Here is a 23,422-nt window from a genome sequence, read left to right on the forward strand (position 1 = left end):
CTATTCTTTGAAAAGCTGCACCGCTCTGGGTTCCTGCTACTGAAAATTCCTCCCCTTGGGCATGACCTCTTCTGCCTTTCCCGACAGCGTCTCGATGTCCTCGCGGACTGGCAGACTGCGGTTCGCCGGGGCAGACCGGTTTGCATCCGGCTGATGCTCGATTACGGGCGGCCGCAAAAGCACGCCCAGCCAGGGGGTCAAATCCTCGATCCTGTCGGCGACGATGTGGATGACATCCGATTCCTGCTGCAGCTTGCCGGTGACGCGGATGAAGCGCGCGCCCATCACGACAGAGCGGAAGCGGTCGAAGACGCGCGGCCAGATGATGACATTGGCGATCGCCTTCTCATCCTCAAGGGTGATGAAGATCGCATTGCCCTTGCCGGGACGCTGGCGCACCAGCACCAGGCCGGCGACGGTGACGCGGCGGCCGTCACGCACCGACGGCAGGCTGGCATTGGGCGTGATGCCGGCGCGGGTGAGCCGCTCGCGCAGGAAGGCGACCGGATGCTCCTTCAGCGACAGGCCGAGCGAGCGGTAATCGTGGACGACATGCTCGCCGAGCGGCATTTTCGGCAGCTTCGTCTCGGGCTCCAGCTCGCGCAGGCCGAGCGACGGCCGGTCGAACAGCGGCAGTTTTTCGGCAGCGCTCCTGCCGTCGAGCGCGCGCACTTCCCAGAGCGCGGCGCGGCGGTCGAGGCCGAGCGAGCGGAAGGCGTCGGCCTGCGCCAGTTTCTCGATCTCGCCGACATCGAGGCCCGAGCGCAGCCAGACATCCCTGACCGATCGATAGCCGTCGCCGCGACGGGCGACGGCGGCCTCCATGCGCTCCTCGGACAGTCCCTTGATCTGGCGGAAACCGAGCCGCACGGCATGAGCCGCCTCGATGACGCCGCGCATCGAGGCATGACGTTCGAGGATGCGGGACGGATCGAAGGCCGACCTTTCCAGCGTGCAATCCCAGACGGAATGGTTGATGTCGACCTCGCGCACCTCGACGCCATGGTCGCGCGCGTCGCGGACGAGCTGGGCCGGCTGGTAGAATCCCATCGGCTGCGCGTTCAGGATCGCGGCGCAGAAAACGTCGGGAAAGAAGGTCTTGAACCAGCAGGAGGCATAGACCAGCAGCGCGAAGGACGCGGCATGGCTTTCGGGGAAGCCATATTCGCCAAAACCTTCGATCTGCTTGAAGCAGCGCTCGGCGAAGTCCTGCTCGTAGCCATTGTTCATCATGCCGTCGATCATGCGCTGGCGGTAATTGCCGATCGTGCCGGTGCGTTTGAAGGTCGCCATGGCGCGCCGCAATTCGTCGGCCTCGCCCGGCCTGAAGCCGCCGGCGACGATGGCGATCTTCATCGCCTGTTCCTGGAACAGCGGCACGCCAAGCGTCTTGCCAAGGATCTTCTCCAGGTCCGGGCTGGGGTAATTGACGTCCTCCTTGCCCTGCCGTCTGCGCAGATAGGGGTGCACCATGTCGCCCTGGATCGGGCCGGGCCGCACGATCGCCACCTCGATGACGAGATCGTAGAATTCGCGGGGCTTGAGCCGCGGCAGCATCGACATCTGGGCGCGGGATTCGATCTGGAAGACGCCCAGCGTATCGGCCCGGCAGATCATGTCGTAGACGCGAGGGTGCTCCGGCGGCAGGGAATTCAAGCCATAGGGCCGGCCGTAGTCGTCCCGCGCTTCCGGATAATGCTGCGTGAGCAGGGTCAGGGCGCGCTTCAGGCAGGTCAGCATGCCGAGCGCCAGCACATCCACCTTAAGGATCTTCACCGCGTCGAGGTCGTCCTTGTCCCACTCGACCATCTTGCGCTCCTCCATCGCCGTCTTGACGATGGGCACGACCTCGTCGAGGCGGTCGCGGGTGATGACGAAGCCGCCGACATGCTGGGAGAGGTGGCGGGGGAAGCCCATGATCTCGTTGGCGCGCTCCAGTACCTGCCGCGACAGCGGATCGGTGCGGTCGAGGCCGCCGGCATTGGCTTCCCTTTCGCCGAGCTCGGAGGTCGACCAGCCCCAGATGGTGCTCGACAGGGCGCTCCTGACGTCCTCCGAAAGGCCCATGGCCTTCGCCACCTCGCGCAGCGCCGAGCGGCCGCGATAGCTGATGACGGCGGCCGCGAGCGCGGTGCGCTTGGCACTGTATTTCTCGTAGATATAGGCGATGACCTCGTCGCGCCGCTCATGCTCGAAGTCGACGTCGATATCGGGCGGCTCGTTGCGCTCCTCGGAGATGAAGCGCTCGAACAGCGCATCGATCCGGTCGGGGCCGACCTCGGTGATGCCGATGCAGAAGCAGATGACGGAATTGGCGGCCGAGCCGCGGCCCTGGCAAAGGATGTCCTTGCTGCGAGCGAATTTGACGATGTCGTGGACGGTCAGGAAATAGCGCGCGTAATTCAGGCGCTCGATGAGCGCGAGCTCTTCCGCGATGCGCCGCGTGACATGGACGGGAACGCCGGCCGGATAGCGTCTTACGGCGCCTTCCCGCGCCAGGCGTTCGAGCTCGGCCTGCGGGCCGAGGCCGGATTCGGTCGGCTCGTCCGGATAATTGTATTCGAGATCGCTGAGCGAGAAGGTCAATTCGTCGGCGAAGCACAGCGTCTCGGCCAATGCCTCAGGATGGCGGCGGAAAAGGCGCGCCATTTCGAGCGGCGGCTTCAGATGGCGCTCGGCATTGGCCGTCAGCTCCAGTCCGACCTCGGAAACCGGCGTGTTGAGGCGGATCGCGGTGAGCACGTCCTGCAGCGGCCGGCGGTCGGCGGCATGATAGAGCACGTCGTTGGTCGCCATCAGCGGAATGCCGGCGTGTTCGGCCATCGCCGCCGCCTGCTCGATGCGGAAGCGGTCGTTGCCGCCGTAATCCGGCGCCACGGCGAGCCGGAGCGCCGCGCCGAAGCGACCCTTAAGCCGGCTAATGAGCGCCAGATTGCCTTCCGCGCCTCCCGACAGGCCGGGCAGCACCGCCAGCGACATCAGGTCGCCCCATTCGAGCAGGTCGCCGAGCTCGAGCAGCGTCGCGCCCTTCTCGTTCTCGTCGCGCAGATTGGCCTGCGTCAGCAAGCGGCAGAGATGCCCCCAGCCCTTGCGGTCGCGGGGATAGGCGAGGATGTCGGGCGTGCCGTCGCGGAAAACCAGGCGGCAGCCCGGATGATAGGCGAGCTTCTCGACCTTGGCCTGCTGCCAGGCGCGCACGACGCCGGCAACCGTGTTCCGGTCGGCAAGGCCGATCGAGGAAAAACCGTAGAATTTGGCCGTCACCACCAGTTCCTCCGGCTTGGAGGCGCCGCGCAGGAAGGAAAAATTCGAGCTTATGCCGAACTCGGCATAGGGGATGACGGTCAGCGCGTTCATGCGAAGACACCGTGCATGAACCAGCGCGGCGCGGCCTGCGCGGCGCCGCCGTAGAGGCCCTGGCGGTAGAGCCAGTAGCGGCGGCCCTCGCTGTCCTCGATGCGGTAATAGTCGCGCGTCGGCGCTTCCTCCTCGCCGGGCAGCTGCCGCCACCATTCGGCGGCGATGCGCTCCGGCCCTTCGGCGCGGGCGACGCGGTAAAGCGCGCGCCGCCAGCGGAAATTCATCGGCGGGCCCTCGGGGATCTCGGTCGCCGGCACCTCGATCGGCTCGGGCGAGCGGAACAGCCGCACCGGCCGCTCCGGCGGATAGATGGTCATCGGCGGGGCGGCCCGGTCGGATTGTTTCGGCGGCATGCGCCTTTGCGGCGCTTCCGCGAAAGGAACGATTGCGACGGCGCGTTCCGGCAGGTGGCTTTCGACGACGACCGGCTTCAGCACGGCGGCCTCGCCGAGGCGGGCGCGGATGCGGTCGGCGAATAAAGCGATGTCGGCGTCGTCGTCGTCGGCCTCGCCGGCAAGGTCGCCCTGAGCCAAGTCGAAGGCGGCGACCGAAAGCACCGACAGCCGCACGAGGTCGAAGCCGAAGCCGGCGTCGATGTTCTGCTCCAGCGCGGTCAGCCGCTCATGGAACAGTTTTCGGATCAGCTGCGGCTCGCGCATCGGGCGCGAGGTACCGACCGCGATGCGGCTGACGGCGCCGTCGACGCGGAAGAGGAGAAGGGCGAGCGCCCTGGCGCCCTCGCCGCGGCGCTCGAGATCGGCCTTCAGAGCGGTGGCAAGCCGGCTCACCAGCCGCTCGATGTCGTCGGTGAGCATGACCGGTTCGGCAAGATGGCGCTCGACCGAGAGCGGCGCCACGGGAAGGCGCGGCGACACGGCCTCGTCGAGGCGGCCGAGCGCCTGATCGAGGCGCAGAAGCAAGGTGGCGCCGAAGCGGCGGGCGAGCGGGGCGCGGGGCGCGGCCATCACCGCGCCCGCCGTGCGCAGGCCGACGCTTTCCAGGCTGGCGCGGGTCTCCGGCGCGATGCGCAGCGCGGACAAGGGAAGCGGCGCCAGAAGCGCCTCCTCCTCGCCGAAGGCGACGATGCGGTCGCCGTGGAAGCGCGCCGCCGCCCAGGCGGCTCCGGGCGTCGAGGCAAGGCCGGCGCGGACATCGAAGCCCTGCTCGAAGAAACGGGTGAGGATCTCGTCCTGCATGGCGCGCTCGCCGCCGAACAGATGCGTGCAGCCGGTGACGTCAAGGAAGAGCCCGTCCTCGCCGCCGATCGCCACCAGCGGCGTGTAGCGGTCGCACCAGTCGGCGAGGCCTTCGAGCAGGCGGCGGTCGGCCTCCGTGTCGGCCTCCACCACATCGATCGACGGATGCATGGCGCGCGCATCGGCAATGCCCATGCCGCGCTTCAATTTGAGCGCCTCAGCCCGCTCGTCGAGGGCCGCGATGCGCTGGGTGTTGTTGTCGCGATGGCTGATCACCAGCGGTGGGAGAGGCGAGGGCAGGTGATGCGAGGGCCGGGAACGCCAGGACCGCCCCAGACGCTGGCGCAGGATCCGCTCCGCGCAAAGGTACGGGAACCACAGCGACAGAATTCTCTGTTCTTTCGGCAAAAACGTGCTCATCGGGGTTCCACTCCAGTGTGAATTGTCCGGGCAGGGCCGTGCGGCTCTTGCCGATATCGACGGTGAAGGCGGGGCGGCCGATCGAGCCGGCGAGCGGGCCGGCGACCGTCCGGCGCGCTGCCGCCGGCGCGGCCGAGACGATGAGGCGCACGGGCGCGGCGGTGGGCTCGGCCTCGCCGGCCTGGCGCAGCAAAAGCACCGGACGGCCGGCGCCTTGAGCGCGGGCGTGCAGCCGCCGCGTCGCGGTCAGGTCGAGGAGCCGCGGGCTGCCGCGGATCTCGAGGATGACGGCGGCGAAGGCCGTCATGCGGGCGGCCTCCTCGGCGATCCACAGCGCGTCGAGCAGTTTCGGCGCTTCGGAGAACAGCAATTGCTCGGGCTCGATGCCGAAGAGGGCGTGGAGCCCCCTGGCATAAGGAAAGCCGGCCTCGCGGAAAATCTCCGCCGTGCCGATCCAGAGGACCGGCAGGCCGTGCTTCTTTCTGAGGATCAGGCTGGCGAGGGAGAGCGCGAAGCCGGCGACGGCGCCGGCATCGCGGGTCTCCAGCCCATGGATTTCGCTGAGCGCCGCCTTGGGCAGGCCGCCGCCGAGTGCCGCGTCGAGACCTTCGATGCCGGTGTGCAGGAAGGCATCCGGCGAGGCCACGGCAAGGCCGCGCCGGACAATGTTGGTCCCGATGCCCGATCCGGCGGCATCGCCAGCTATTTGTTTTTCCGCAATTCCGGACGGAAAACCGCTTCGCACTTTTCCTGGAATTGCTCGCCCCGGAATTGTTCGGGGCGCGCCGCTTGCCGGCGCTTCCAGGCGCTCGGGCAGCGTTCCCTCGATCTTCGCGATCTGGCGGCGCAGGGCAAAAACAGTTTCCCGCGCCACGGCGCTCATCGCCATGACGTTCACTTCCGGCAGCAGTTGTTCCTGTTATGTTCTTATAGATTCCAGAGGGCTTCGGAAGAGTCAAGCGGAGTCATAAGGAATTTATTCCTTCCCTCTTCAGCCTAAGGCGGCCTGCCAGGCGGCTCATTTGCCTCTGTCGGCGCGAAAGCCTATATGCCGGGATCAAAGGAAATTTCATGGCCCGCATCTACAAGACCCGCACCTGGCACGACCAGCTCTCGCCGTCGATGGACGAAATGGAGCTTCTGGCGCTGGAGGCCTACGCCCATCTGCCGGAAGACTTCCGCAAGCTCACGGGCGAGATCATCATCCAGATCGCCGACTTCCCGACCGACGAGATCATGGACGACCTGTCGCTCGAGACGCCGTTCGACCTGCTCGGCCTGTTCGAGGGGCGCGGCATCGCCGAGCGCTGGAACCCGCAGACCGGCGAGGGGCCGAACCGCATCACGCTCTATCGCCGCGCCATCCTCGACTACTGGGCCGAGAACGAGGAGACGCTGGGCGACATCGTCACCCATGTCCTGATCCACGAGATCGGCCACCATTTCGGCCTCTCGGACGACGACATGGAGCGGATCGAGGAGGCGGCCGAGCAAGCGGCGGCGGGATAAACACACCTCGTCATCCTGGGGCGGAGCAAGGAGCGAAGCGACGCGGCGCAGACCCCAGGATCCATGCCGTGAGATCAAAGCCAGGACTGCGGTGCAGAACAGAGCGCCCGCCGCCGGACGCTGCAAATTCGTCAATTATATCCTGACCCGCCGCGCCTTTCGGCAGATGTAACGGCATGGATCCTGGGGTCTGCGCTCCGCTTCGCGTCGCTCCGCCCCAGGATGACGAACTGAGAGGGCCTTCGCCTTTTCCCTACCAATCGCTGAGCTTGCTGTCCGAGGTATATTCCTGGCCCTCGACGTCCTTCACCACGGCCTGGCCGCAGCGCATCGACTTGGTCGTCCTGTCATAGGCATAGGTCGGCGAGCCGAACAGGTGCCAGCCCTTGTTCAGGGCCGCCGTCACCTTGTGGCAGAAGGTGGCGTCGTCCGGACCAGACAGAAAGCGGTAAAGTTTCATTTTTTAACCCTGTCATGAATATCCGCGCATCATGCGCCGATGATTGCGGCCTTCGCCAGAAGTTTCTCGGCCTCGGCCAGATGCAGCCGCTCGACCATGCGGCCGTCCAGCGCGATGACACCCTTGCCGGCATTTTCAGGCAGCGCGAACGCGTCCCTGATCGCGCGCGCCCTGGCCAGCGCCTCCGGCGCCGGCGCAAAGGCGCGGTTCGCCGGCTCGATCTGGGCAGGGTGGATCAGCGACTTGCCGTCGAAACCCATGGCGGCCGCCTCGGCGCATTCGCGGGCGAAGCCGTCCAAGTCGCTAAAGTCGTTGGCGACGCCGTCGATCACGTCGAGGCCGCCGGCGCGGGCCGCGAGCACCAGCTGCATCAGCCAGGGCATCAGATAGCGCCGGTCGGGCGTCGCCAGAATGCCGGTCGCCTTCACCAGGTCGTTCGTTCCGGCAACGAAACAGGCCAGGCGGGACGCCTGGTCGCGGCCGAGCTCGGCGATGGCGCCGACGTTGAGCAGCGCCTTCGGCGTCTCGATCATCGCCCACAGCTTCACCGTATCCGGCGCGAAATTGTCGTCGAGCAGGTCGCCGGCCTCGAGGATGTCGCGCGGCGTGCCGCCCTTGGGCAGAAGAATGGCGTCGGGCTCGGCCTTGGCGACGGCCAGCAGGTCGTCGATGCCCCATTCGCTGGAGAGCGGATTGACGCGCACCACCATCTCGCAGCGCCGTTGGCGACCGGCAAGGATGCCGGCAACCCTGTCGCGAGCGGTCGCCTTGTCGGCGGGCAGGACGGCGTCTTCCAGGTCGAGGATGACGGCGTCGCAGGCCAGCGAGGCGACCTTGGCCAGCGCCTTCTCGTTCGAGGCGGGGATGTAAAGCACCGAGCGGCGCGGGCGGTAGGTGTCTTGAGCCATACGAGATCTATGCGGGGTGATGGCGAGTGAAGCAAGGCGCCGGCAGTTAACCAGCATTAAGCTGGATGGGGATTTTTGTAGTCTGTAATTTCCGGATTAGATCGAGCTAACTTTAGATCCCGGGTGCCGGTAGGAAATGCTTCTGCGTCAATGTTGATCTGCTGGTAGCTGTTAAGTATTTCCTCGTATTGCTTCCATAAAACCTCAGGGCTCGCCGGTATATCAAGTTGCCGATTTATCGCCGATTTGCACTGCCTCGAAACCCACAAATACCTATTCCCAATGCTTCTGTGACCTTCAGCAGCGTTTTGGAAATTAAAGAACGTCTGAACGGCACTCAACGAAGCTGCGCTGAACGTACAAAAAAGCGCCGCCATTGACAACCAAGGTAATTCTCCTTCAACATCACCAACTTTCGTGATAACAAGACTCAAGAGCAAATTTATAACAATAACGGGCACGCCGATCATTCTGTGCCAGATCAGCTTTCTTGCTGCAGCAGAAAAATGCTTTGACTTTGACAATTTTGAGTCTTCTCGCAGTTCATCAAGAGCAGAAAGAACGCCCCTCACATTTTCTTCACCCATTATGTGTCCCCCACAGGTCCCAATCGAGCGACGCATAGCTCATTTGATAGGGCACCTTCAATCATCACCAGTACCTATCGTTAGTGATCTTGCGGGTGATGCCTGCACCAAAACTGCAAATCCTTGCTGAAAAGCTCCGGGATTCCGCCGCGAGCTTTCCGCGTCGGCCAGCGACAAGGCCGGCATGCGAACACCTCACACATCCTGTTGCTCCCTGCCGCGCCGGCTCCGCGACGAAGGCTGGTGGCTCGTCGAGCCGCAAAGACGGCTGATCATGGCGACGGTGCTTCCCTTCAGATCGCGGCCGGCAGGCGGCGGCCGCAACACAGCCAGGAAGGCGCGGCGATGACGATGATGACCATGACAGAATCGGCGATGAAAGCGGCGCTCACGCCAAGCTATTGCCGCCGCATCGGCGCCGGCATCCTGCTGGTGGCGCTCGCGGATTTCCTTTTCTACGGCCAGCCGGCCGGCATCACGGTCTTCCTGTTCGGCATCGTGCTTGCCGGCGCGGTCGTCGCCATGCATCCCGCCGCCCTGAGCGACGGCCGGGTCTGGCTCAGGCCTCTCGCGCTTTTCGCAGCGCTGCTGCCGCTCATCGAAAATGTCAGCCCGCTATCGGTGCTGGTCGCGATCGTTGCGCTGGCGGCGTTCGCGCTGTCGCACGCCGGGCGGCTGCGGACGGGCGTTGCCCGTATCGCCGGCCAGCTCTGCCTCTTCTCGATTGCGGCGCCATTCCGGTTCGTTCGCGACTTCTTCCGCTGGCGCAAGGTGGCGCGCCGGCTCGGGCGGCGGCGCATCCGCCTGGCAGCGATCGCCGTCTGGGCAATGCCGCTGACCCTCGGCGCCGTCTTCCTGGCGCTGTTCGGCGCCGCCAACCCGATCATCGAACACTGGCTGTCGCTGATCGACCTCTACGCGCTGCTCGAACGCATCGAGGTCGGGCGGCTTGTCTTCTGGCTGATCGTGCTGGCCGGCGTCTGGGCTTTCCTAAGGCCGCGCCTGCCGCGCTTCCTGCCGCGCTTGCTGTCGGGCATCAAGCGGGTCGCGCGCGCCGCGCCGGCGGCGCGGCCGGCGAGAACCGCGGCCGAGGACATCATCTTCGGCAAGCCGGCCATCCTGCGCGCGCTGATCGTCTTCAACGCCCTGTTCGCCGTGCAGACCGCTCTCGACGCCGCCTATCTCTGGGGCGGCGTGGCACTCCCGGACGGGCTGACCTATGCCGCCTATGCGCATCGCGGCGCCTATCCGCTGGTCGTCACCGCGCTGCTCGCCGCCGGCTTCGTGCTGGCGGCGCTCGGGCCCGGCAGCGAGACCTCGAGCGACCCGCTGATCCGTGGGCTGGTCTATCTCTGGGTGGCGCAGAACATCGCGCTGGTCGTCTCCTCGATCTTGAGGCTGGACCTCTATGTCGGCGTCTACGCGTTGACCTATCTGCGCATCGCCGCCTTCATCTGGATGGGGCTGGTGGCGGCGGGGCTGGCGCTCATCGTCGCGCGCATCGGGCTCCAAAAATCCGGCGAATGGCTGCTCTCCGCCAATCTTCTGACGCTTTCGGCGACGCTTTATGCCTGCTCATACATCAACTTCGCCGCGCTGATCGCCAACTACAATGTCGACCATTCCTACGAGATGAACGGCCCCGGCGCCCACCTTGACATTCCCTATACCCGGTCGCTCGGCGCCGCCGCCCTGCCCGCCCTCGACCGTTTCTTCGACCATCAGAAAAAAGTCTTCCTCGCAGACAAGCGCGATCCGGCCGATGCGGTCACCGAAACCCGATATCGTGCCGAACGGACAAACTGGCGCGCCTGGAGCTTTCGCGACTGGCGGCTGTTGCACTATCTCGACAAAAGAGGTCCGCTCGTGGTTCCTCCAGGATACCAACCCGACATGCCGGATCTCTGATTCCATGCCGCACACCATCCTCGTCGCCGACGACGACCCGCATATCCGCGAGATCATCTGCTTCGCGCTGGAAAAGGCCGGCATGAAGACGCAGGCCGTCGCCGACGGCGCCGCTGCCCTCGAGGCCGTCGGCCGGCGGGCGCCCGACCTCGTCGTGCTCGACATCGGCATGCCGGAGATGGACGGGCTGGAGGTCTGCCGGCGGCTCAGGCAGCGCTCCGACGTGCCGGTGCTGTTCCTGTCGGCGCGGGACGAAGAGATCGACCGCATCCTCGGCCTCGAAATGGGCGGCGACGACTATGTGACGAAGCCGTTCAGCCCGCGCGAGCTGGTCGCCCGCGTCAACGTCATCCTGCGGCGCGCGCGTCCTCAGGCGGCGGCGGAGGAAGAGGACGGCCGGCAGTTCGCGCATGGCAAGCTCGTGCTTGTTCCGGCAAGCCATGCCGCGAGCTTCGACGGCAAGCCGCTCACCTTCACGGCCATCGAGTTCGCCATCATAAAAGGGTTTCTCGCCCGCCCGCTTCATGTGCTCGGCCGCGACGTGGTGATGGCCAACGCCTATCAATCGAACATCCATGTCTCGGAACGCACCGTCGACAGCCATATCCGCAACATCCGCGCCAAGCTGGCGGCCGTCGGCTGCCTGGACGCGATCGCGACCGTGCATGGCGTCGGCTTCCGGCTCGGCCGATGCGGTGGTTGAGCAAGGAAAGATGGCGGCCCAGGCTCGCCACCGTCGTGGTCGCCATCCTGATCGTGGTGATGGCGCTGCCGCTGGTCGGGCTATTCTTCTTCCGGCTCTATGAGAACCAGCTGATCCGCCAGACCGAAGGCGAGCTCATCGCGCAGGGCGCGGTCGTTGCCGCCATCTATGCCGATGCGGTGCGCGCGGCCGGCATTTCGCCTGAAAAGCTCGGCGCGCAAATTCCCCCGATGCATGACAGCGTCAACTATCCTTACGAACCGATCGAGCCGCAGCTCGACCTTGCCTCCGACTATGTCATGCCGTCGCGCCCGGCGGGTCTTCCCGCGGCGGCCGATCCGGCTTTCGCGGCCATCGGGGCGCGGCTCGACGGTATTCTCGACGAGACGCAGAAGACGACGCTCGCCGGCTTCCGGCTGCTCGACCCGCATGGCGTGGTGATTGCCGGCGGCGGTGAGGTGGGCTTGTCGCTCGGCCAGGTCGCGGAGGTGCGGCAGGCGCTTGCGGGCTCCTATGCCAGCGAACTCCGCCTAAGGATCCCCGACCAGCCGGTGCCGCCGCTTTATTCGGTGAGCCGCGGCACCAAGGTGCGCGTCTTCGTCGCCCTGCCGGCCGAAGTGGGAGGCAGGGTCGCCGGCGTGGTCTATCTGTCGCGAACGCCTAACAACATCGTCAAGCATCTCTATGGCGAGCGCGGCAAGGTGACCTTGGCGGCGATCGCCATCCTCGGCGGCACGCTGCTGATCGCGCTGGTGTTCATCCGCACCGTCAGCCGGCCGATCTATGCGCTGATCGAGCGGACGAAACGCATCGCCGCCGGCGACCGCGAGGCGATCAAGCCGCTCGACCATCACGGCACGCGCGAGATGGCGGCGCTGTCGGCCGCCTTCCTCGACATGGCCGCCAAATTGCAGGCGCGCTCCGACAGCATCCAGACCTTCGCTACCCATGTCTCGCACGAGCTGAAATCGCCGCTGACGGCGATCCAGGGCGCGGCCGAGCTGCTCAGGGATTCCGGCGGGACGATGGACGAGGCCGAGCGGCGGCGTTTCTCCAACAACATCGTCACCGATGCCGGCCGGCTCAATCTCCTGGTGCGCCGGCTGCTCGAACTGGCGCGCGCCGAAAACCTGGCGCCGAGCGGCGAAAGCACGACGCTCAAGGCGGCGCTGGCGCTGTTGCCGGTTGACGCCAGGCTGGAGGCGCGCCTCGAGGCCGGCGGCGATATCGGCCTCGGCATTTCTGGCGAGAACCTCGCGATCGTGCTCGCCAATCTCATCGACAATTCGGCGCGGCACGGCGCCGGGAAGGTGACGGTCGGCGCCGAAAGAGCAGGCGAAAGAGCGGCTGTCCATGTCGGCGACGACGGCGACGGCATTTCGGCCAGCAACCGCGCAAAAGTGTTCGAGCCGTTCTTCACCACACGGCGCGAGGCCGGCGGCACCGGCATGGGGCTCGGCATCGTGCTGGCCCTCCTGAAAGCGCATGATGGCACGATAACGCTGGTTGACTCCGAGCGCGGCACGCGCTTCGAGATCAATCTGCCTTTATCAAGTTGAGCATGATCTTATCCGAAAACCGGTACCCACTTTTCGGGATCATGCTCTGGAGCCGGAGAGCCGAAAGAAGTGCGCTACGACATCGTCATCATCGGCGGGGCCATCGTCGGGTCCTCGGTCGCCTATTATCTGCGCGAAGAGGGCTTTACCGGCTCCATCGCGCTGATCGAGCGCGATCCGCAATTCTCCCATGCGGCGACGACGCTGTCCTGCGCCTCGATACGCCAGCAGTTCTCGATCGGGGAGAACATCCGCCTGTCGCAGTTCACGCTGAAACTGTTCCGGCGGCTGAAGGAAACCTTCGGCGCCGATGCCGATATCGGTTTTCGCGAAGGCGGCTATCTGATCCTCGCCGGCGAGGCCGGGCTGCCGATCCTGAAGGCCAATCACGAGGCGCAGATCGCCGAGGGCGCCGACATCGTGCTGGAGGACGCCGGGCAGCTGACGCGCCGCTTTCCATGGCTATCGACCGAAGGCATTTCGGCCGGCGCCTACGGCCGCAGCGGCGAAGGCTGGTTCGACGCCCATGCGCTGCTGATGCTGTTCCGCAAGGCGCTGCGCGAGAAGAATATCGACTTCATCGCCGCCTCGGTCACCGGCATCGCGCGCCAGGGCAATCGCGTCACCGCAGTGAGCCTCGACAATGGCGACACGCTTGAAGCCGGCATCGCCGTCAACGCCGCCGGCCCCAACGCCGGCAAGGTGGCGGCTTTGGCCGGGCTCGCGCTGCCGGTCGAGCCGCGCAAGCGCAACGTCTTCGTCTTCGAGGCGCGCGAGAAATACGCCGACATGCCGCTGCTGGTCGACCCCTCCGGCATCTATGTGCGGCCGGAAGGCTCGGTCTACATCACCGGCGGCGCTGAGCCGGAGGAAGGCGACCATGCGCCCGATCCCACGGATTTCGAGGTGAATTGGCCGCTGTTCGAGGAGGTGATCTGGCCGACTTTAGCCACCCGCATACCGGCCTTCGAGGCGATCAAGCCGACGCGCGCCTGGGTCGGGCATTACGACTACAACACGCTCGACCAGAACGCGGTCATCGGCCCGCATCCGGAGGTCGAAAACTTCCTCTTCGCCAACGGCTTCTCCGGTCACGGCCTGCAGCAGGCGCCGGCGGTCGGCAAGGCGCTCGCCGAGCTCATCGTGCATGGCGGCTACCGGACGGTGGATTGCTCGGCCTTCGGGTATGCGCGCGTGGCGGAGGGAAGCGCGTTCCGGGAGCTGAATGTGATTTGAGGGCGCCTCCCCTTCCCCCCTTGTGGGGGAAGGTGGATCGGCGCGTAGCGCCGAGACGGATGAGGGGTGTTCCAGCGGAGTGAGACGTCAGTGTTCCCTGGAGCACCCCTCATCCGTCGCCTTCGGCGACACCTTCTCCCACAAGGGGAGAAGGGGAGGTCCCACGCCAAAATACCCCTGCAGCCACCCGAGCACCTGCGCCCACCCCTCCGCATGCTCTGCGGCGGCGTCCGGGAAGCCGGCGAAACCGCCGTGGCAGATGGTGAGCCGCGTGCCGCAAACGGTCGGCTCCAGCAGATAGGCGACCGTCGTTTCGTGAGGGCCGAGCGACGGATGGTCCCGGTCATAGCGCCGGGTCTGCACGATGCGGCGCGGCATCTCGATCTCAAGGAACGTCCCGCCGGCGGGCAGGCGCCTGCCGTCGGCCGTTCGCGCCGTGACGCTCCAACGCCCGCCGACGCGAAGATCGGCGGTCCAGCCGGTCATCCGGTAGGTGTCGGCCGAGCCCCACCAGCGCTCGACGTCGCTGGTGACGAGCGCTGCGACGACCTGCTCCGGCAAGGCGAGAATTTCGGCCGAAGCCATGACCGTCTCGCTGTTCGCCATGGCTTGCGGCCAGTCATGCGGCAGCATCATTGCAACCTCCTTGGCGGCTGTCCGGCGTCGAAGCTCAACCCTTTGACGGCGGGCGCTCATAGCCCTTGCCGGTCTCGAGCAGGCTCTTCAGGCTCGACAGCACCAGCGGCCAGCCCTTGGCCACGTTTGCGATCAGCTTGTGCGGGCCGTCGGCCTCGTGGGTGACGGCAAGCTTCATCAGCTCGCCATCCTGCTCGATGGTGAAGGTGCAGCGCGTGTAGCCGTCCTCCTTCACCTCCGGCATCCATTCGTTGCGCCATTTGATGACGAGGCGCCTGGGCGGGTCGATCTCGAGGATCTCGCCCGAGTCGGCAACGCGGCCGTCGGGAAACATCAGTTTCCAGCTCGAGCCGACCTTCCAGTCGCTCTCCTGATAGGAGCAGAGGAAGAACTGGCGGTTGAATTCCGGGTCGGTCAGCGCTGTCCAAAGCTTTTCGGGCGTGGTGCGGATGTAGGTGACATAGACGAAGCTGTTGTTGCTCACGGCTCTTCCCTTTCAAGTCGTTTCTTCAGGTCGCTCAATGCATCCAGCCGATGGCGCTCGAACTTGCCGATCCAGCGCTCGGCGATCTCGTTGATCGGAACGGGGTTGAGGTAATGCTCCTTCTCCCGGCCCCGGCGGACAGTGGTGACGAGGTTTGCTTCTTCCAGGATCGCCAGGTGCTTGGTCACCGCCTGGCGCGTCATCTCCATCCGTTCGCAGAGCGCGTTCAGCGTCTGCCCGTTCCGGGCATAGAGGCTGTCCAGCAATTGCCGGCGGGTCGGGTCGGCCAAAGCGCGAAAGACGGCATCCATGCTCATGACTCTAATATGCAACCAAATGGTTGCATATCAAGTGGCATGGCAGACCCGGGCAATCACTTGCCGGTGAATGGCGTCAGCGCTTGCGGGAGAACCAGAAGGCATCGGTCATGCGCTGCATGCCGATGCGCTCGTAGAAGCCGACGGCGTCGGGCATCGAGATCAGGCCGATGGCGACAGCTGGGCCGAGCTGCCGGCGGGCCTCGTCCATCAGGCCCCTGCCGACGCCCAGCCCCTGCGCCGAAGCCGACACGGCAAGCTCGGAGACATAGCAGACCCAGGAGAAGTCGGTGATGGCGCGGGCGACGCCGACGAGCGGCCTGCCTTCGACGTCGAGGCGCGCCGTCAGCACAAGATTGGCGCTGCCGAGCATCGACTTGAGGCGGGCTTCGTCATCGACCGGCCGCGTTTCGCCGAGCCCGGACTCCACCAGCAAGCGGCGGAAATCGGCAACATCGAGCGCGGGCTCGCTTGCGTAAAAAACCTTCGAAGTCGGTGTCATGCCGCCAAGGTGCACGAAAGACCCGCGTTTTGAAAGCAGGCGGTGCGATCTCAACTGCCAACAGTTGCCTTTCATTTGTCCGCTGCTTTGTGTAAAGCGTGCGCCAGCAAATCCCCCGCAGCGAGAAGAAGACGGGCAAGGAACCATGGACAAATTCACCAAGCTCACCGGCGTCGCCGCGCCCATGCCGATCGTCAATGTCGACACCGACATGATCATCCCGAAGGATTATCTGAAGACGATCAAGCGCACCGGGCTTGGCACCGGCCTGTTCGCCGAGATGCGCTACAAGGACGACGGCTCGGAGAATCCGGATTTCGTGCTCAACAAGCCGGCCTACCGCAAGGCGCAGATCCTGGTCGCCGGCGACAATTTCGGCTGCGGCTCGAGCCGCGAGCATGCGCCCTGGGCGCTGCTCGATTTCGGCATCCGCTGCGTCATCTCGACCTCGTTCGCCGACATCTTCTACAACAACTGCTTCAAGAACGGCATCCTGCCGATCACGGTCAGCCCGGAAGACCTCGACAAGCTGATGGACGACGCCTCGCGCGGCTCGAACGCGACGATCTCGGTCGATCTCGAGGCCAAGGAGATCCGTGGTCCGGACGGCGGCGTGGTCAAGTTCGACCTCGACGACTTCAAGCGCCACTGCCTCTTGAACGGCCTCGACGACATAGGGCTGACCATGGAGAAGGCCGGCGCCATCGCGTCCTTCGAGAAGAAGAACGCCGAGCTGCGCCCCTGGGCCTAAGACGGGTCTGAACTCATGGCCGGCCATCGCAGGCCGGGTTTGCGGCGGCTGAATGGAGGGACAGTCATGACACGCTCGCTTCTGGCCTGCGCCTGCGCTTCAATGGCAATCCTTCTGGCTGTGGCTGGCGCAAGCGCGCAGACGCAAACGTCCGCTGCTTCCGACCAGCCCGCCGCCGATCAAGGAGCGGCCGATCAAGGCACTCCCGCCGACGAGGATAGCCAAGCGCCAATCCCGTTCGAGGGCGGCCAGCTGACCATCACGCAGCCGGAGCAGGACGGCGAGAAGGTGCTGGCCTATGACGGCAAGGAGCTCGCCAGCAATTACGACGTCTTCTTCGACAGGATCGTCAAGATCGGCGACGTCAATGTCGCGCTGGTCGATGTCGGCGACGGCGGCAACCAATGCGGCCCGGCCAAGGTGATCGTCTGGAAACCGAAGGACGGCGAGATCCAGACCACCACGGTCGAGCAGGACGAATGCGGCGCGCCGCCGGCCGCGGTTTCCGACGCCGCCATCTATTTCGTGCCCTATCTGCTGCCGGGCGAGACGCGGCCGGCGCTGCAGTGGTCGCCGACCACCGGGCTGACGACGTCCGGCGAGCTCACCTATGCGCCGGAACCCGGCACCGACTGGAAGGATGTCGATCCGTCGAAATACGACAACATCATCGACGCCTTCCACAACGAGGCCGTCTCCAAGGCGGCCGAGGCGCTGCTCGGCAAGGCCATGCCCGACGTGGCGACCAGCCTGCTGGTCGGCGGCGGCACGGAAAAGACGGCTTCCGGCGCCTTCTATGCCAGCGGCTGCGTGCCGCATGATTGCGGCGGCAATGACGGCTTCATGGCGGTCGACCCGGTGAAGCACAAGCTCTATTTCGCCCGCCGCGGCGACAATCCCGAGCCGGACACCTGGCCGCCGGTGAAGGACTGGCCGGCGGATATCAAGAAAGCATATGACGACGCGCAGGGGTCGGCGAATTAGGTTCTTGCCAGACGGCGCGTGAGCGCCTTCTGCTCCGCCGCGATCCTTCGCGCCCCCCTCTGTCCTGCCGGACATCTCCCCCACTTGGGGGGAGATTGGCTGTTTCGGCGCCCCGCTTGTTTTGCAACGCTGGTGATTGGCGAAAACCGGCGTGACATCTGATCTCCCCCCAAGTGGGGGAGATGGCCGGCAGGCCAGAGGGGGGCGCTGGCCCGCCAGCATCAATTGTCTTGCACCGCAAACGTGCATCCCTTGGCCTATGGCCAGACGCCACCTTCCCCCTCAGGATAACCGCAACAACTGCGAGGCTTCTCATGCGTAAACTCATCTCCACAGGATCCCCCTTCGAGAAGACCGCCGGCTACTCCCGCGCGGTGGTGCAGGGCGACTGGTGCTTCGTGTCGGGAACGACCGGCTACGACTACGCCACAATGACCATGCCGGAGACCGTCGAGGCGCAGACGCGCAATTGTCTCGCAACAATAGCCAAAGCTCTTGCCGACGGCGGCTTCGAGATGGCCGATGTGGTGCGGGCGCATTACTACATCACCGACCAGGCCTATGTTGACGTTGTCTTCCCGATCCTCGGCGAGGCGTTCGGCGACATCCGCCCGGCGGCGACGATGATCGTTTGCCAGCTCAACAAGCCCGAGATGAAGATCGAGATCGAGGTCACGGCGCTCAAGCGCACGGCCTGATGCGGGTCGCCCAACTAGCCATTTGGGCAACGGCTGCATAAAGCGAGGATCAGCCCATGGTGAAGGTCAAGCGCATCGTCGCCAACATCGCCACGCAAGACACCGCCGCGGCGAAACATTTCTATCAGGACGTGCTCGGACTTGATGTGTTGATGGATCAAGGCTGGATCCTCACGTGCGGCTCGGCCGAGACGATGACCGTGCAGATGAGCTTCATGGCCGAAGGCGGATCGGGCACGCCGGTACCGGACCTCTCGATCGAGGTCGACGATGTCGATATGGCGTTCGATGCCATGAAGAGCGCCGGCTTCGCCATCGAATACGGACCCGCCGACGAGCCCTGGGGCGTGCGGCGCTTCTATGTGCGCGATCCGTTCGGCCGGCTGGTCAATATTCTCTCGCACCGTTGATGGTTCAAAGGCTTGCGCGGCAAGCGCTCGGCGTTTAGCAAGGCCGCGGTTCAAAAACTTTCCCGGGACGGTTCTCCATGGCTTCGAAAAATCTCTTCCTGCTCGCCGGCGACGGCATCGGCCCAGAGGCCATGGCCGAGGTGAAGAAGCTGATCGCCGCCATGAACGAAAAGCTTGGCAGCGGCTTTGCCACCGACGAGGGGCTGGTGGGCGGCTGCGCCTACGATGCGCATGGCGCGGCGATCTCCGACGCCGACATGGAAAAGGCTGTTGCCGCGGACGCCGTGCTGTTCGGCGCCGTCGGCGGGCCGAAATGGGACAAGGTGCCTTACGAGGTGCGCCCCGAAGCCGGGCTGCTGCGTCTGCGCAAGGACATGGAGCTGTTCGCCAATCTCAGGCCCGCGATCTGCTATCCGGCGCTGGCGGCATCCTCATCGCTCAAGCAGGAGGTGGTCGAGGGCCTCGACATACTGATCGTGCGCGAGCTCACCGGCGGCGTCTATTTCGGCGAGCCGAAGCAGATCATCGATCTCGGCAACGGCCAGAAGCGCGGCGTCGACACCCAGGTCTACGACACGTTCGAGATCGAGCGCATCTCGGGCGTCGCCTTCGAGCTCGCGCGCACCCGCAAGAACCACGTCACCTCGATGGAAAAGCGCAACGTGATGAAGTCGGGCGTTTTGTGGAACGAGGTGGTCAGCCAGACGCACGAGGCCAGGTACAGCGACGTCAAGCTCGACCATATGCTGGCGGACGCCGGCGGCATGCAGCTGGTGCGCTGGCCGAAACAGTTCGACGTCATCGTCACCGACAATCTGTTCGGCGACATGCTCTCCGACATCGCCGCCATGCTGACCGGCTCGATCGGCATGCTGCCTTCGGCCTCGCTCGGCGCGCCGGACGTCAAGACCAGGAAGCGCAAGGCGCTCTACGAGCCGGTGCACGGTTCGGCGCCCGACATCGCCGGCAAGGGCATCGCCAACCCGATCGCGATGATAGCGTCCTTCGCCATGTGCCTGCGCTATTCCTTCGGCATGGTGGCCGAGGCCGACAAGCTCGAAGCGGCAATCGCCGCCGTGCTCGACGACGGCCTGCGCACCAAGGACATCATGTCGGAAGGCATGACCGAGGTCGGCACGGTCGAGATGGGCGACGCCATCATCGCCAAGTTCCTGGGCTAGCTCCAATGGCGGTCGACGTCCGCTGGGCGACGGCCAAGGACGCCGAGGCGCTCGCCACCGTGCTTTGCGAGATGGCGGTGCATTATCGGCAGTCGCCGCTCGATCACGGCCGGGCGACGGCCGCAGCAAGGCGGTGGCTGGACGAGGAAAGCCCGGCCTATCCGCATTTCGCGCTGGCTTTTGCCGGTAGCCCGGTGGCCGGTCTGGCATCGGTCGCGATCGCTCATCCCGGCATCGATCTCGAGCGGCTGATGTTCCTGAAGGACCTGTTTGTGCGCGACAGCGCCCGCAATCGAGGCGTCGGCCGGGCGCTGGTCGGCTTTCTCGCCGGGCAATGCCTCGCCAAGGGTATCGGCCGCATCGACCTCACCACCGAGGACTGGAACGAAGGCGCGCTTCGCTTCTACGATCGGTTTGGCGCCGAGCGCCACGGGCAAAAGATCTTTCTTCGGCTATCGAGCGAGGCGCTGAGGACGGCCGCTAGATCCTGACGCCGGCCGGCACCGGTCCCCACTTGTTGTCCCCGGCCTGGGTCGGGATCAGCCCGAAGACGAGCGTCGCGAGCCCGCCGACATAGGGCAGGAAGCAGAGGATCGCGAGCCAGCCAGTCAGGCCGAGGTCGTGCAGACGGCGCACGATGAGGGCGACCCACGGCAGGAAGGTCAGCAGGATGTAGAGAACGACAAGGCCGATCATGACGATCGGCAGGTCGTCGCCCTGTTCGATGCCGCTTCCCAAATCCACGGAGAGGCCGACGCCGACAATGACGGCGAGGCCGATCGTCCAGAACAGGCAGAAGCCCCAGAACTCCTTGCGCCGGGCACGGCCGGAAAAGTTGACGTAGTTTGTGGTAAGGCCGCGCCAGAAATAGCTCCACAGACCAGTGGATTGCGCCGCTCCGTTCTCGGCGTTGCGGCCGAAATGGCTGGGCGCCGTGGGCGCGCTGCCCGGCAAGGGGCGAGGAGACGTCGCGGTCGGGGTGGCGGGCTCTGCCGGACCGGTCATGCGGGCGCGGACCGAAAAGATGTTGCCGGCACGATCGCCATTCGGCTGGAATTCGACCTCGGCGCCCCTGGCCAGCGCCATCTCGCGGCGCAGATCCTCGCGCGCGAAGCTGTAACGCTTGCCGTCGGCGCCGGTTATGAAGCCGAAGCCTTGCTGCTCGTCATAGTGCAGAACCTCGCCGTGCATCGCCCTGTCCCCCGTTGCCGCGCATGCCCAGACTGTTCAAAGTCGCGGCGAACCGCAAGAGGGATGCGATTTAGCGCACTGGCGGGCACCACGCCTTCGTCATTCTATGGCGGAGCAAGGAGCGAAGCGACGCGGCGCAGACCATAGAATCCATTCCGTGACCTACAAGCGTTGCAGCGGTCCAGAACAGCCCCTATTTCTACGCCTTCTCTATGCTTCGCGCGAGGCCACGGCATGGATCCTCGGGTCTACGCGTCCGCTTCGCTCCCGCTCCGCCCGTGGATGACGAAGGTCGGACGCTTCGGCTAATTTTCGAGGTTGGCGATTTGCCCGGACGTTCGCTGCGGGTCAGCTTCCAACCTGGCGAACCTACGCCGGCCGCTACTTCGGCTTCTTGTGCTTTGCCGGCTTGTCGAATTTCGGCCGGTCGAGTTTTGATTTGTCGAATTTCGGCTTGCCGGGCTTCTTCGCCCAGGGTTTTGAATCCGCCCCGGCAGGCTGATGCCCGCCCGGCCCGCGCATCTCGAACCCGGGCGCGTTCTGGTCGAAAGCGCGCTTGCCGCGATGCGGCCTCTTCTCCGGTTTCGGCGGCTGGTAGCCGGCCCGCGACAGATCCGGCGTGCCGTCGAGCCGCCTGACCGCGATGCTGCCCTGCAATTTGCGGTCGGGCCCGATCGCCGCGAAGAAACGATCGGCCCAGTCGGCGGCGATCTGCACGAAGGTCTCTTCCGGCTGCATCTTGATGGCGCCGATCTCGCGCTTGGAGATGCTGCCGGTGCGGCACAGCATCGGGATCAGCCAGCGCGGCTCGGCATTTTGCCGGCGCCCCACCGACAGCGAGAACCAGACGCTGTCGCCGAAATCGTCGCGGCGGCCGGGCGCTTCCTCCCTGCGCGAGAACTTCTCCTTCGACGGCGCGAACGGCGCGACGTCGAGCAGGTCTTCGGGCGCCGAGCGGCTGCCGCGGCAAAGCCGCACGAAGGCCGCGGCCACCAGTTCGGCGCCATGCCGCGCGAGAAGCGCCGTGGCGAAGTCACGCTCCTCGTCCTTCACCGGCTCGCCGAAGGCCGGATCGGCCAGGATGCGTTCGTCGTCGCGCCTCAGAACCTCGTCGGCCGAGGGTGGGCTCGCCCAGGTCGCGGTCAGGCCGGCATTGTTGAGCAGGCGCTCGGTGCGCCGGCGGGCGTTGCCCGGCACGATCAGCGCGCTGACGCCCTTGCGCCCGGCGCGCCCCGTGCGCCCGCTGCGATGCAGCAGCGTCTCCGGATTGGTCGGCAGGTCGGCGTGGATGACCAGGTCGAGATTGGGCAGGTCGATGCCGCGCGCCGCCACGTCGGTGGCGATGCAGACCCTGGCGCGGCCGTCGCGCATCGCCTGCAGCGCGTGGCTGCGCTCGTTCTGGCTGAGCTCGCCGGACAGCGCCACGACGGAGAAATTGCGATTGTTGAAGCGCGCGGTGAGATGGTTGACTGCGGCACGGGTGTTGCAAAACACCATCGCGTTGGTGGCCTCGTAATAGCGCAGCACGTTGATGATGGCGTTCTCGCGATCGGCGGGCGCGACGGAAAGCGCCCGGTATTCGATGTCGAGATGCTGCCTCTCCTCGCCGCCGGCCGAGATGCGCACCGCATCGCGCTGGTAGCTCTTCGCCAGCGTGGCGATGGAGCGCGGCACGGTGGCGGAAAACATCAGCGTGCGCCGCTCGGCGGGTGCTGCATCGAGGATGAATTCGAGGTCCTCGCGGAAGCCGAGATCGAGCATCTCGTCGGCCTCGTCCAGCACCACGGCCTTCAGCGCCGACATGTCGAGCGCCCCGCGGGTGATGTGGTCGCGCAGCCGACCCGGCGTGCCGACGACGATGTTGGCGCCGCGCTCCAGCGCGCGCCGCTCGCTGCGCATGTCCATGCCGCCGACGCAGGAGGCGACCGTCGCGCCGGTCAGTTCATAGAGCCATTCCAGCTCGCGCCGCACCTGCAGCGCGAGCTCGCGCGTCGGCGCCACGATCAACCCCAGCGGCGCGCCGGCCTCGGCAAAACGCTCGGCGCCGGCAAGCAAGGTCGGCGCCATGGCGAGGCCGAAGGCGACGGTCTTGCCGGAGCCGGTCTGCGCCGAAACCAGGGCGTCGGCCTGGCCCAACTCCGGCGCAAGCACCGCCTGCTGCACCGGCGTCAGCGCGACATAACCGCGCTTTTCCAGCGCCTCCGCAAGCGCAGGCACGATAGTATCGAAACTGGACATTTTCTTCTTTCGGAATTCGGAGCTTGCTTATCGGGCAGCACGCCGGGCTGACACATGCCAGCCAAAGGATATTGGGCGTTCGTACTTCCTGCGACCGCACTTGTATAGAGCAGGCGGCACCGCCTCTCCTTCTCCCCTTGTGGGAGAAGGTGTCGCCGAAGGCGACGGATGAGGGGTGTTCCAG

23 protein-coding genes are annotated in these 23,422 nt (G+C 65.7%); 11 read left to right on the forward strand and 12 right to left on the reverse strand.

The window, feature by feature from the left end; translation table 11 throughout:
* Positions 1 to 36: 36 nt before the first annotated feature.
* Genes EJ067_RS17095 through EJ067_RS35350 form a run of 3 tightly spaced genes read right to left on the reverse strand, consistent with a single transcriptional unit; the run spans position 37 to position 5,865 of the window.
* Positions 37 to 3,357, reverse strand: coding sequence for an error-prone DNA polymerase (locus EJ067_RS17095; protein WP_126086794.1), 3,321 nt, complete (start codon positions 3,355 to 3,357; stop codon positions 37 to 39).
* Entirely contained in the window at positions 3,354 to 4,832 is a 1,479-nt protein-coding gene (locus tag EJ067_RS17100; RefSeq protein ID WP_126086795.1) for a DUF6504 family protein, read from the reverse strand. The genes EJ067_RS17095 and EJ067_RS17100 overlap by 4 nt, the downstream gene beginning before the upstream one ends.
* Complete coding sequence (locus tag EJ067_RS35350) at positions 4,774 to 5,865, reverse strand: hypothetical protein (RefSeq protein ID WP_126086796.1); 1,092 nt, start codon at positions 5,863 to 5,865, stop codon at positions 4,774 to 4,776. Before EJ067_RS35350 ends, EJ067_RS17100 begins: the two co-directional genes overlap by 59 nt.
* A 182-nt stretch (positions 5,866 to 6,047) precedes the next feature.
* Here EJ067_RS35350 and EJ067_RS17110 point away from each other — a divergent pair, with 182 nt between their 5' ends.
* Positions 6,048 to 6,485 carry a metallopeptidase family protein gene (locus EJ067_RS17110; protein WP_126086797.1) on the forward strand — a complete coding sequence of 146 codons (438 nt, stop codon included), beginning with the start codon at positions 6,048 to 6,050 and terminating at the stop codon, positions 6,483 to 6,485.
* A 253-nt stretch (positions 6,486 to 6,738) separates the two neighbouring features.
* On the opposite strand, the gene EJ067_RS17115 is transcribed toward EJ067_RS17110, so the two are convergent.
* The 3 genes from EJ067_RS17115 to EJ067_RS17125 are packed head-to-tail and all read right to left on the reverse strand — an operon-like array spanning position 6,739 to position 8,440.
* On the reverse strand, positions 6,739 to 6,945 hold the full coding sequence (locus tag EJ067_RS17115; protein ID WP_126086798.1) for a DUF1737 domain-containing protein: 207 nt from the start codon (positions 6,943 to 6,945) through the stop codon (positions 6,739 to 6,741).
* 29 nt (positions 6,946 to 6,974) lie between these two features.
* Entirely contained in the window at positions 6,975 to 7,853 is an 879-nt protein-coding gene (locus EJ067_RS17120) for a CoA ester lyase (protein WP_126086799.1), read from the reverse strand.
* A 56-nt stretch (positions 7,854 to 7,909) separates the two neighbouring features.
* Complete coding sequence (locus EJ067_RS17125; RefSeq protein ID WP_189510660.1) at positions 7,910 to 8,440, reverse strand: SLATT domain-containing protein; 531 nt, start codon at positions 8,438 to 8,440, stop codon at positions 7,910 to 7,912.
* A gap of 375 nt (positions 8,441 to 8,815) precedes the next feature.
* On the opposite strand from EJ067_RS17125, the gene EJ067_RS17130 reads away from it, so the two are divergent.
* The 4 genes from EJ067_RS17130 (at position 8,816) to EJ067_RS17145 (ending at position 13,846) form a co-directional block, all read left to right on the forward strand.
* Positions 8,816 to 10,348: a DUF4173 domain-containing protein gene (locus EJ067_RS17130; protein ID WP_126089651.1), complete on the forward strand. Its 1,533-nt coding sequence runs from the start codon at positions 8,816 to 8,818 to the stop codon at positions 10,346 to 10,348.
* 4 nt (positions 10,349 to 10,352) lie between these two features.
* Entirely contained in the window at positions 10,353 to 11,051 is a 699-nt protein-coding gene (locus EJ067_RS17135; protein ID WP_126086801.1) for a response regulator transcription factor, read from the forward strand.
* Positions 11,039 to 12,610, forward strand: coding sequence for a HAMP domain-containing sensor histidine kinase (locus EJ067_RS17140; RefSeq protein WP_126086802.1), 1,572 nt, complete (start codon positions 11,039 to 11,041; stop codon positions 12,608 to 12,610). The genes EJ067_RS17135 and EJ067_RS17140 overlap by 13 nt, the downstream gene beginning before the upstream one ends.
* A gap of 69 nt (positions 12,611 to 12,679) precedes the next feature.
* The gene (locus EJ067_RS17145; protein WP_126086803.1) at positions 12,680 to 13,846 is read left to right on the forward strand and encodes an FAD-binding oxidoreductase; all 1,167 of its coding nucleotides are present in this window, start codon (positions 12,680 to 12,682) and stop codon (positions 13,844 to 13,846) included.
* An 87-nt stretch (positions 13,847 to 13,933) separates the two neighbouring features.
* On the opposite strand, the gene EJ067_RS17150 is transcribed toward EJ067_RS17145, so the two are convergent.
* The 4 genes from EJ067_RS17150 to EJ067_RS17165 form a co-directional block, all read right to left on the reverse strand.
* The gene (locus EJ067_RS17150) at positions 13,934 to 14,482 is read right to left on the reverse strand and encodes an SRPBCC domain-containing protein (RefSeq protein ID WP_245468279.1); all 549 of its coding nucleotides are present in this window, start codon (positions 14,480 to 14,482) and stop codon (positions 13,934 to 13,936) included.
* A 34-nt stretch (positions 14,483 to 14,516) separates the two neighbouring features.
* Positions 14,517 to 14,966 (reverse strand): SRPBCC family protein, encoded by a 450-nt coding sequence (locus EJ067_RS17155; protein ID WP_126086804.1) that lies wholly within the window; start codon positions 14,964 to 14,966, stop codon positions 14,517 to 14,519.
* Positions 14,963 to 15,283 (reverse strand): metalloregulator ArsR/SmtB family transcription factor, encoded by a 321-nt coding sequence (locus EJ067_RS17160; RefSeq protein WP_126086805.1) that lies wholly within the window; start codon positions 15,281 to 15,283, stop codon positions 14,963 to 14,965. Before EJ067_RS17160 ends, EJ067_RS17155 begins: the two co-directional genes overlap by 4 nt.
* Before the next feature lie 76 nt (positions 15,284 to 15,359).
* Positions 15,360 to 15,785 carry a GNAT family N-acetyltransferase gene (locus EJ067_RS17165; RefSeq protein WP_126086806.1) on the reverse strand — a complete coding sequence of 142 codons (426 nt, stop codon included), beginning with the start codon at positions 15,783 to 15,785 and terminating at the stop codon, positions 15,360 to 15,362.
* 145 nt (positions 15,786 to 15,930) lie between these two features.
* On the opposite strand from EJ067_RS17165, the gene leuD reads away from it, so the two are divergent.
* From leuD to EJ067_RS17200, 6 genes are all read left to right on the forward strand, one after another.
* Positions 15,931 to 16,536, forward strand: a complete 606-nt coding sequence (leuD, locus tag EJ067_RS17170) for a 3-isopropylmalate dehydratase small subunit (RefSeq protein ID WP_126086807.1) — start codon at positions 15,931 to 15,933, stop codon at positions 16,534 to 16,536.
* 66 nt (positions 16,537 to 16,602) lie between these two features.
* Positions 16,603 to 17,520 carry a hypothetical protein gene (locus EJ067_RS17175; RefSeq protein WP_126086808.1) on the forward strand — a complete coding sequence of 306 codons (918 nt, stop codon included), beginning with the start codon at positions 16,603 to 16,605 and terminating at the stop codon, positions 17,518 to 17,520.
* A gap of 314 nt (positions 17,521 to 17,834) precedes the next feature.
* Complete coding sequence (locus EJ067_RS17185; protein WP_126086809.1) at positions 17,835 to 18,218, forward strand: RidA family protein; 384 nt, start codon at positions 17,835 to 17,837, stop codon at positions 18,216 to 18,218.
* Positions 18,219 to 18,277: 59 nt separating this feature from the next.
* A complete protein-coding gene (locus EJ067_RS17190; protein ID WP_126089653.1) occupies positions 18,278 to 18,628 on the forward strand; it encodes a VOC family protein in 351 nt (116 codons plus the stop codon).
* 77 nt (positions 18,629 to 18,705) lie between these two features.
* A complete protein-coding gene (leuB, locus tag EJ067_RS17195; protein WP_126086810.1) occupies positions 18,706 to 19,809 on the forward strand; it encodes a 3-isopropylmalate dehydrogenase in 1,104 nt (367 codons plus the stop codon).
* A gap of 5 nt (positions 19,810 to 19,814) precedes the next feature.
* Positions 19,815 to 20,300: a GNAT family N-acetyltransferase gene (locus EJ067_RS17200; protein WP_126086811.1), complete on the forward strand. Its 486-nt coding sequence runs from the start codon at positions 19,815 to 19,817 to the stop codon at positions 20,298 to 20,300.
* Here EJ067_RS17200 and EJ067_RS17205 read toward each other — a convergent pair.
* Together EJ067_RS17205 and EJ067_RS17210 are read right to left on the reverse strand one after the other, a co-directional pair.
* Positions 20,290 to 21,000: a DUF805 domain-containing protein gene (locus EJ067_RS17205; RefSeq protein ID WP_126086812.1), complete on the reverse strand. Its 711-nt coding sequence runs from the start codon at positions 20,998 to 21,000 to the stop codon at positions 20,290 to 20,292. The two genes, EJ067_RS17200 and EJ067_RS17205, sit on opposite strands and share 11 nt — an antisense overlap.
* 381 nt (positions 21,001 to 21,381) lie before the next feature.
* Positions 21,382 to 23,238 (reverse strand): DEAD/DEAH box helicase, encoded by a 1,857-nt coding sequence (locus tag EJ067_RS17210; protein WP_126086813.1) that lies wholly within the window; start codon positions 23,236 to 23,238, stop codon positions 21,382 to 21,384.
* Positions 23,239 to 23,422: the final 184 nt, after the last annotated feature.

It is taken from the genome of Mesorhizobium sp. M1D.F.Ca.ET.043.01.1.1, from assembly GCF_003952385.1.
Classification (GTDB): domain Bacteria; phylum Pseudomonadota; class Alphaproteobacteria; order Rhizobiales; family Rhizobiaceae; genus Mesorhizobium.

What these genes read in the sequence shown, in the direction of transcription:
- EJ067_RS17095 (WP_126086794.1), bottom strand. Translation starts at nt 3,357, where the DNA reads ATGAACGCGCTGACCGTCATCCCCTATGCCGAGTTCGGCATAAGCTCG.
- EJ067_RS17110 (WP_126086797.1), top strand. Translation starts at nt 6,048, where the DNA reads ATGGCCCGCATCTACAAGACCCGCACCTGGCACGACCAGCTCTCGCCG.
- EJ067_RS17115 (WP_126086798.1), bottom strand. Translation starts at nt 6,945, where the DNA reads ATGAAACTTTACCGCTTTCTGTCTGGTCCGGACGACGCCACCTTCTGC.
- leuB (WP_126086810.1), top strand. Translation starts at nt 18,706, where the DNA reads ATGGCTTCGAAAAATCTCTTCCTGCTCGCCGGCGACGGCATCGGCCCA.
- EJ067_RS17150 (WP_245468279.1), bottom strand. Translation starts at nt 14,482, where the DNA reads ATGATGCTGCCGCATGACTGGCCGCAAGCCATGGCGAACAGCGAGACG.
- EJ067_RS17165 (WP_126086806.1), bottom strand. Translation starts at nt 15,785, where the DNA reads ATGACACCGACTTCGAAGGTTTTTTACGCAAGCGAGCCCGCGCTCGAT.
- EJ067_RS17120 (WP_126086799.1), bottom strand. Translation starts at nt 7,853, where the DNA reads ATGGCTCAAGACACCTACCGCCCGCGCCGCTCGGTGCTTTACATCCCC.
- EJ067_RS17200 (WP_126086811.1), top strand. Translation starts at nt 19,815, where the DNA reads ATGGCGGTCGACGTCCGCTGGGCGACGGCCAAGGACGCCGAGGCGCTC.
- EJ067_RS17210 (WP_126086813.1), bottom strand. Translation starts at nt 23,238, where the DNA reads ATGTCCAGTTTCGATACTATCGTGCCTGCGCTTGCGGAGGCGCTGGAA.
- EJ067_RS17130 (WP_126089651.1), top strand. Translation starts at nt 8,816, where the DNA reads ATGAAAGCGGCGCTCACGCCAAGCTATTGCCGCCGCATCGGCGCCGGC.
- EJ067_RS17205 (WP_126086812.1), bottom strand. Translation starts at nt 21,000, where the DNA reads ATGCACGGCGAGGTTCTGCACTATGACGAGCAGCAAGGCTTCGGCTTC.
- EJ067_RS17135 (WP_126086801.1), top strand. Translation starts at nt 10,353, where the DNA reads ATGCCGCACACCATCCTCGTCGCCGACGACGACCCGCATATCCGCGAG.
- EJ067_RS17185 (WP_126086809.1), top strand. Translation starts at nt 17,835, where the DNA reads ATGCGTAAACTCATCTCCACAGGATCCCCCTTCGAGAAGACCGCCGGC.
- EJ067_RS17175 (WP_126086808.1), top strand. Translation starts at nt 16,603, where the DNA reads ATGACACGCTCGCTTCTGGCCTGCGCCTGCGCTTCAATGGCAATCCTT.
- leuD (WP_126086807.1), top strand. Translation starts at nt 15,931, where the DNA reads ATGGACAAATTCACCAAGCTCACCGGCGTCGCCGCGCCCATGCCGATC.
- EJ067_RS17140 (WP_126086802.1), top strand. Translation starts at nt 11,039, where the DNA reads ATGCGGTGGTTGAGCAAGGAAAGATGGCGGCCCAGGCTCGCCACCGTC.
- EJ067_RS35350 (WP_126086796.1), bottom strand. Translation starts at nt 5,865, where the DNA reads ATGGCGATGAGCGCCGTGGCGCGGGAAACTGTTTTTGCCCTGCGCCGC.
- EJ067_RS17125 (WP_189510660.1), bottom strand. Translation starts at nt 8,440, where the DNA reads ATGGGTGAAGAAAATGTGAGGGGCGTTCTTTCTGCTCTTGATGAACTG.
- EJ067_RS17160 (WP_126086805.1), bottom strand. Translation starts at nt 15,283, where the DNA reads ATGAGCATGGATGCCGTCTTTCGCGCTTTGGCCGACCCGACCCGCCGG.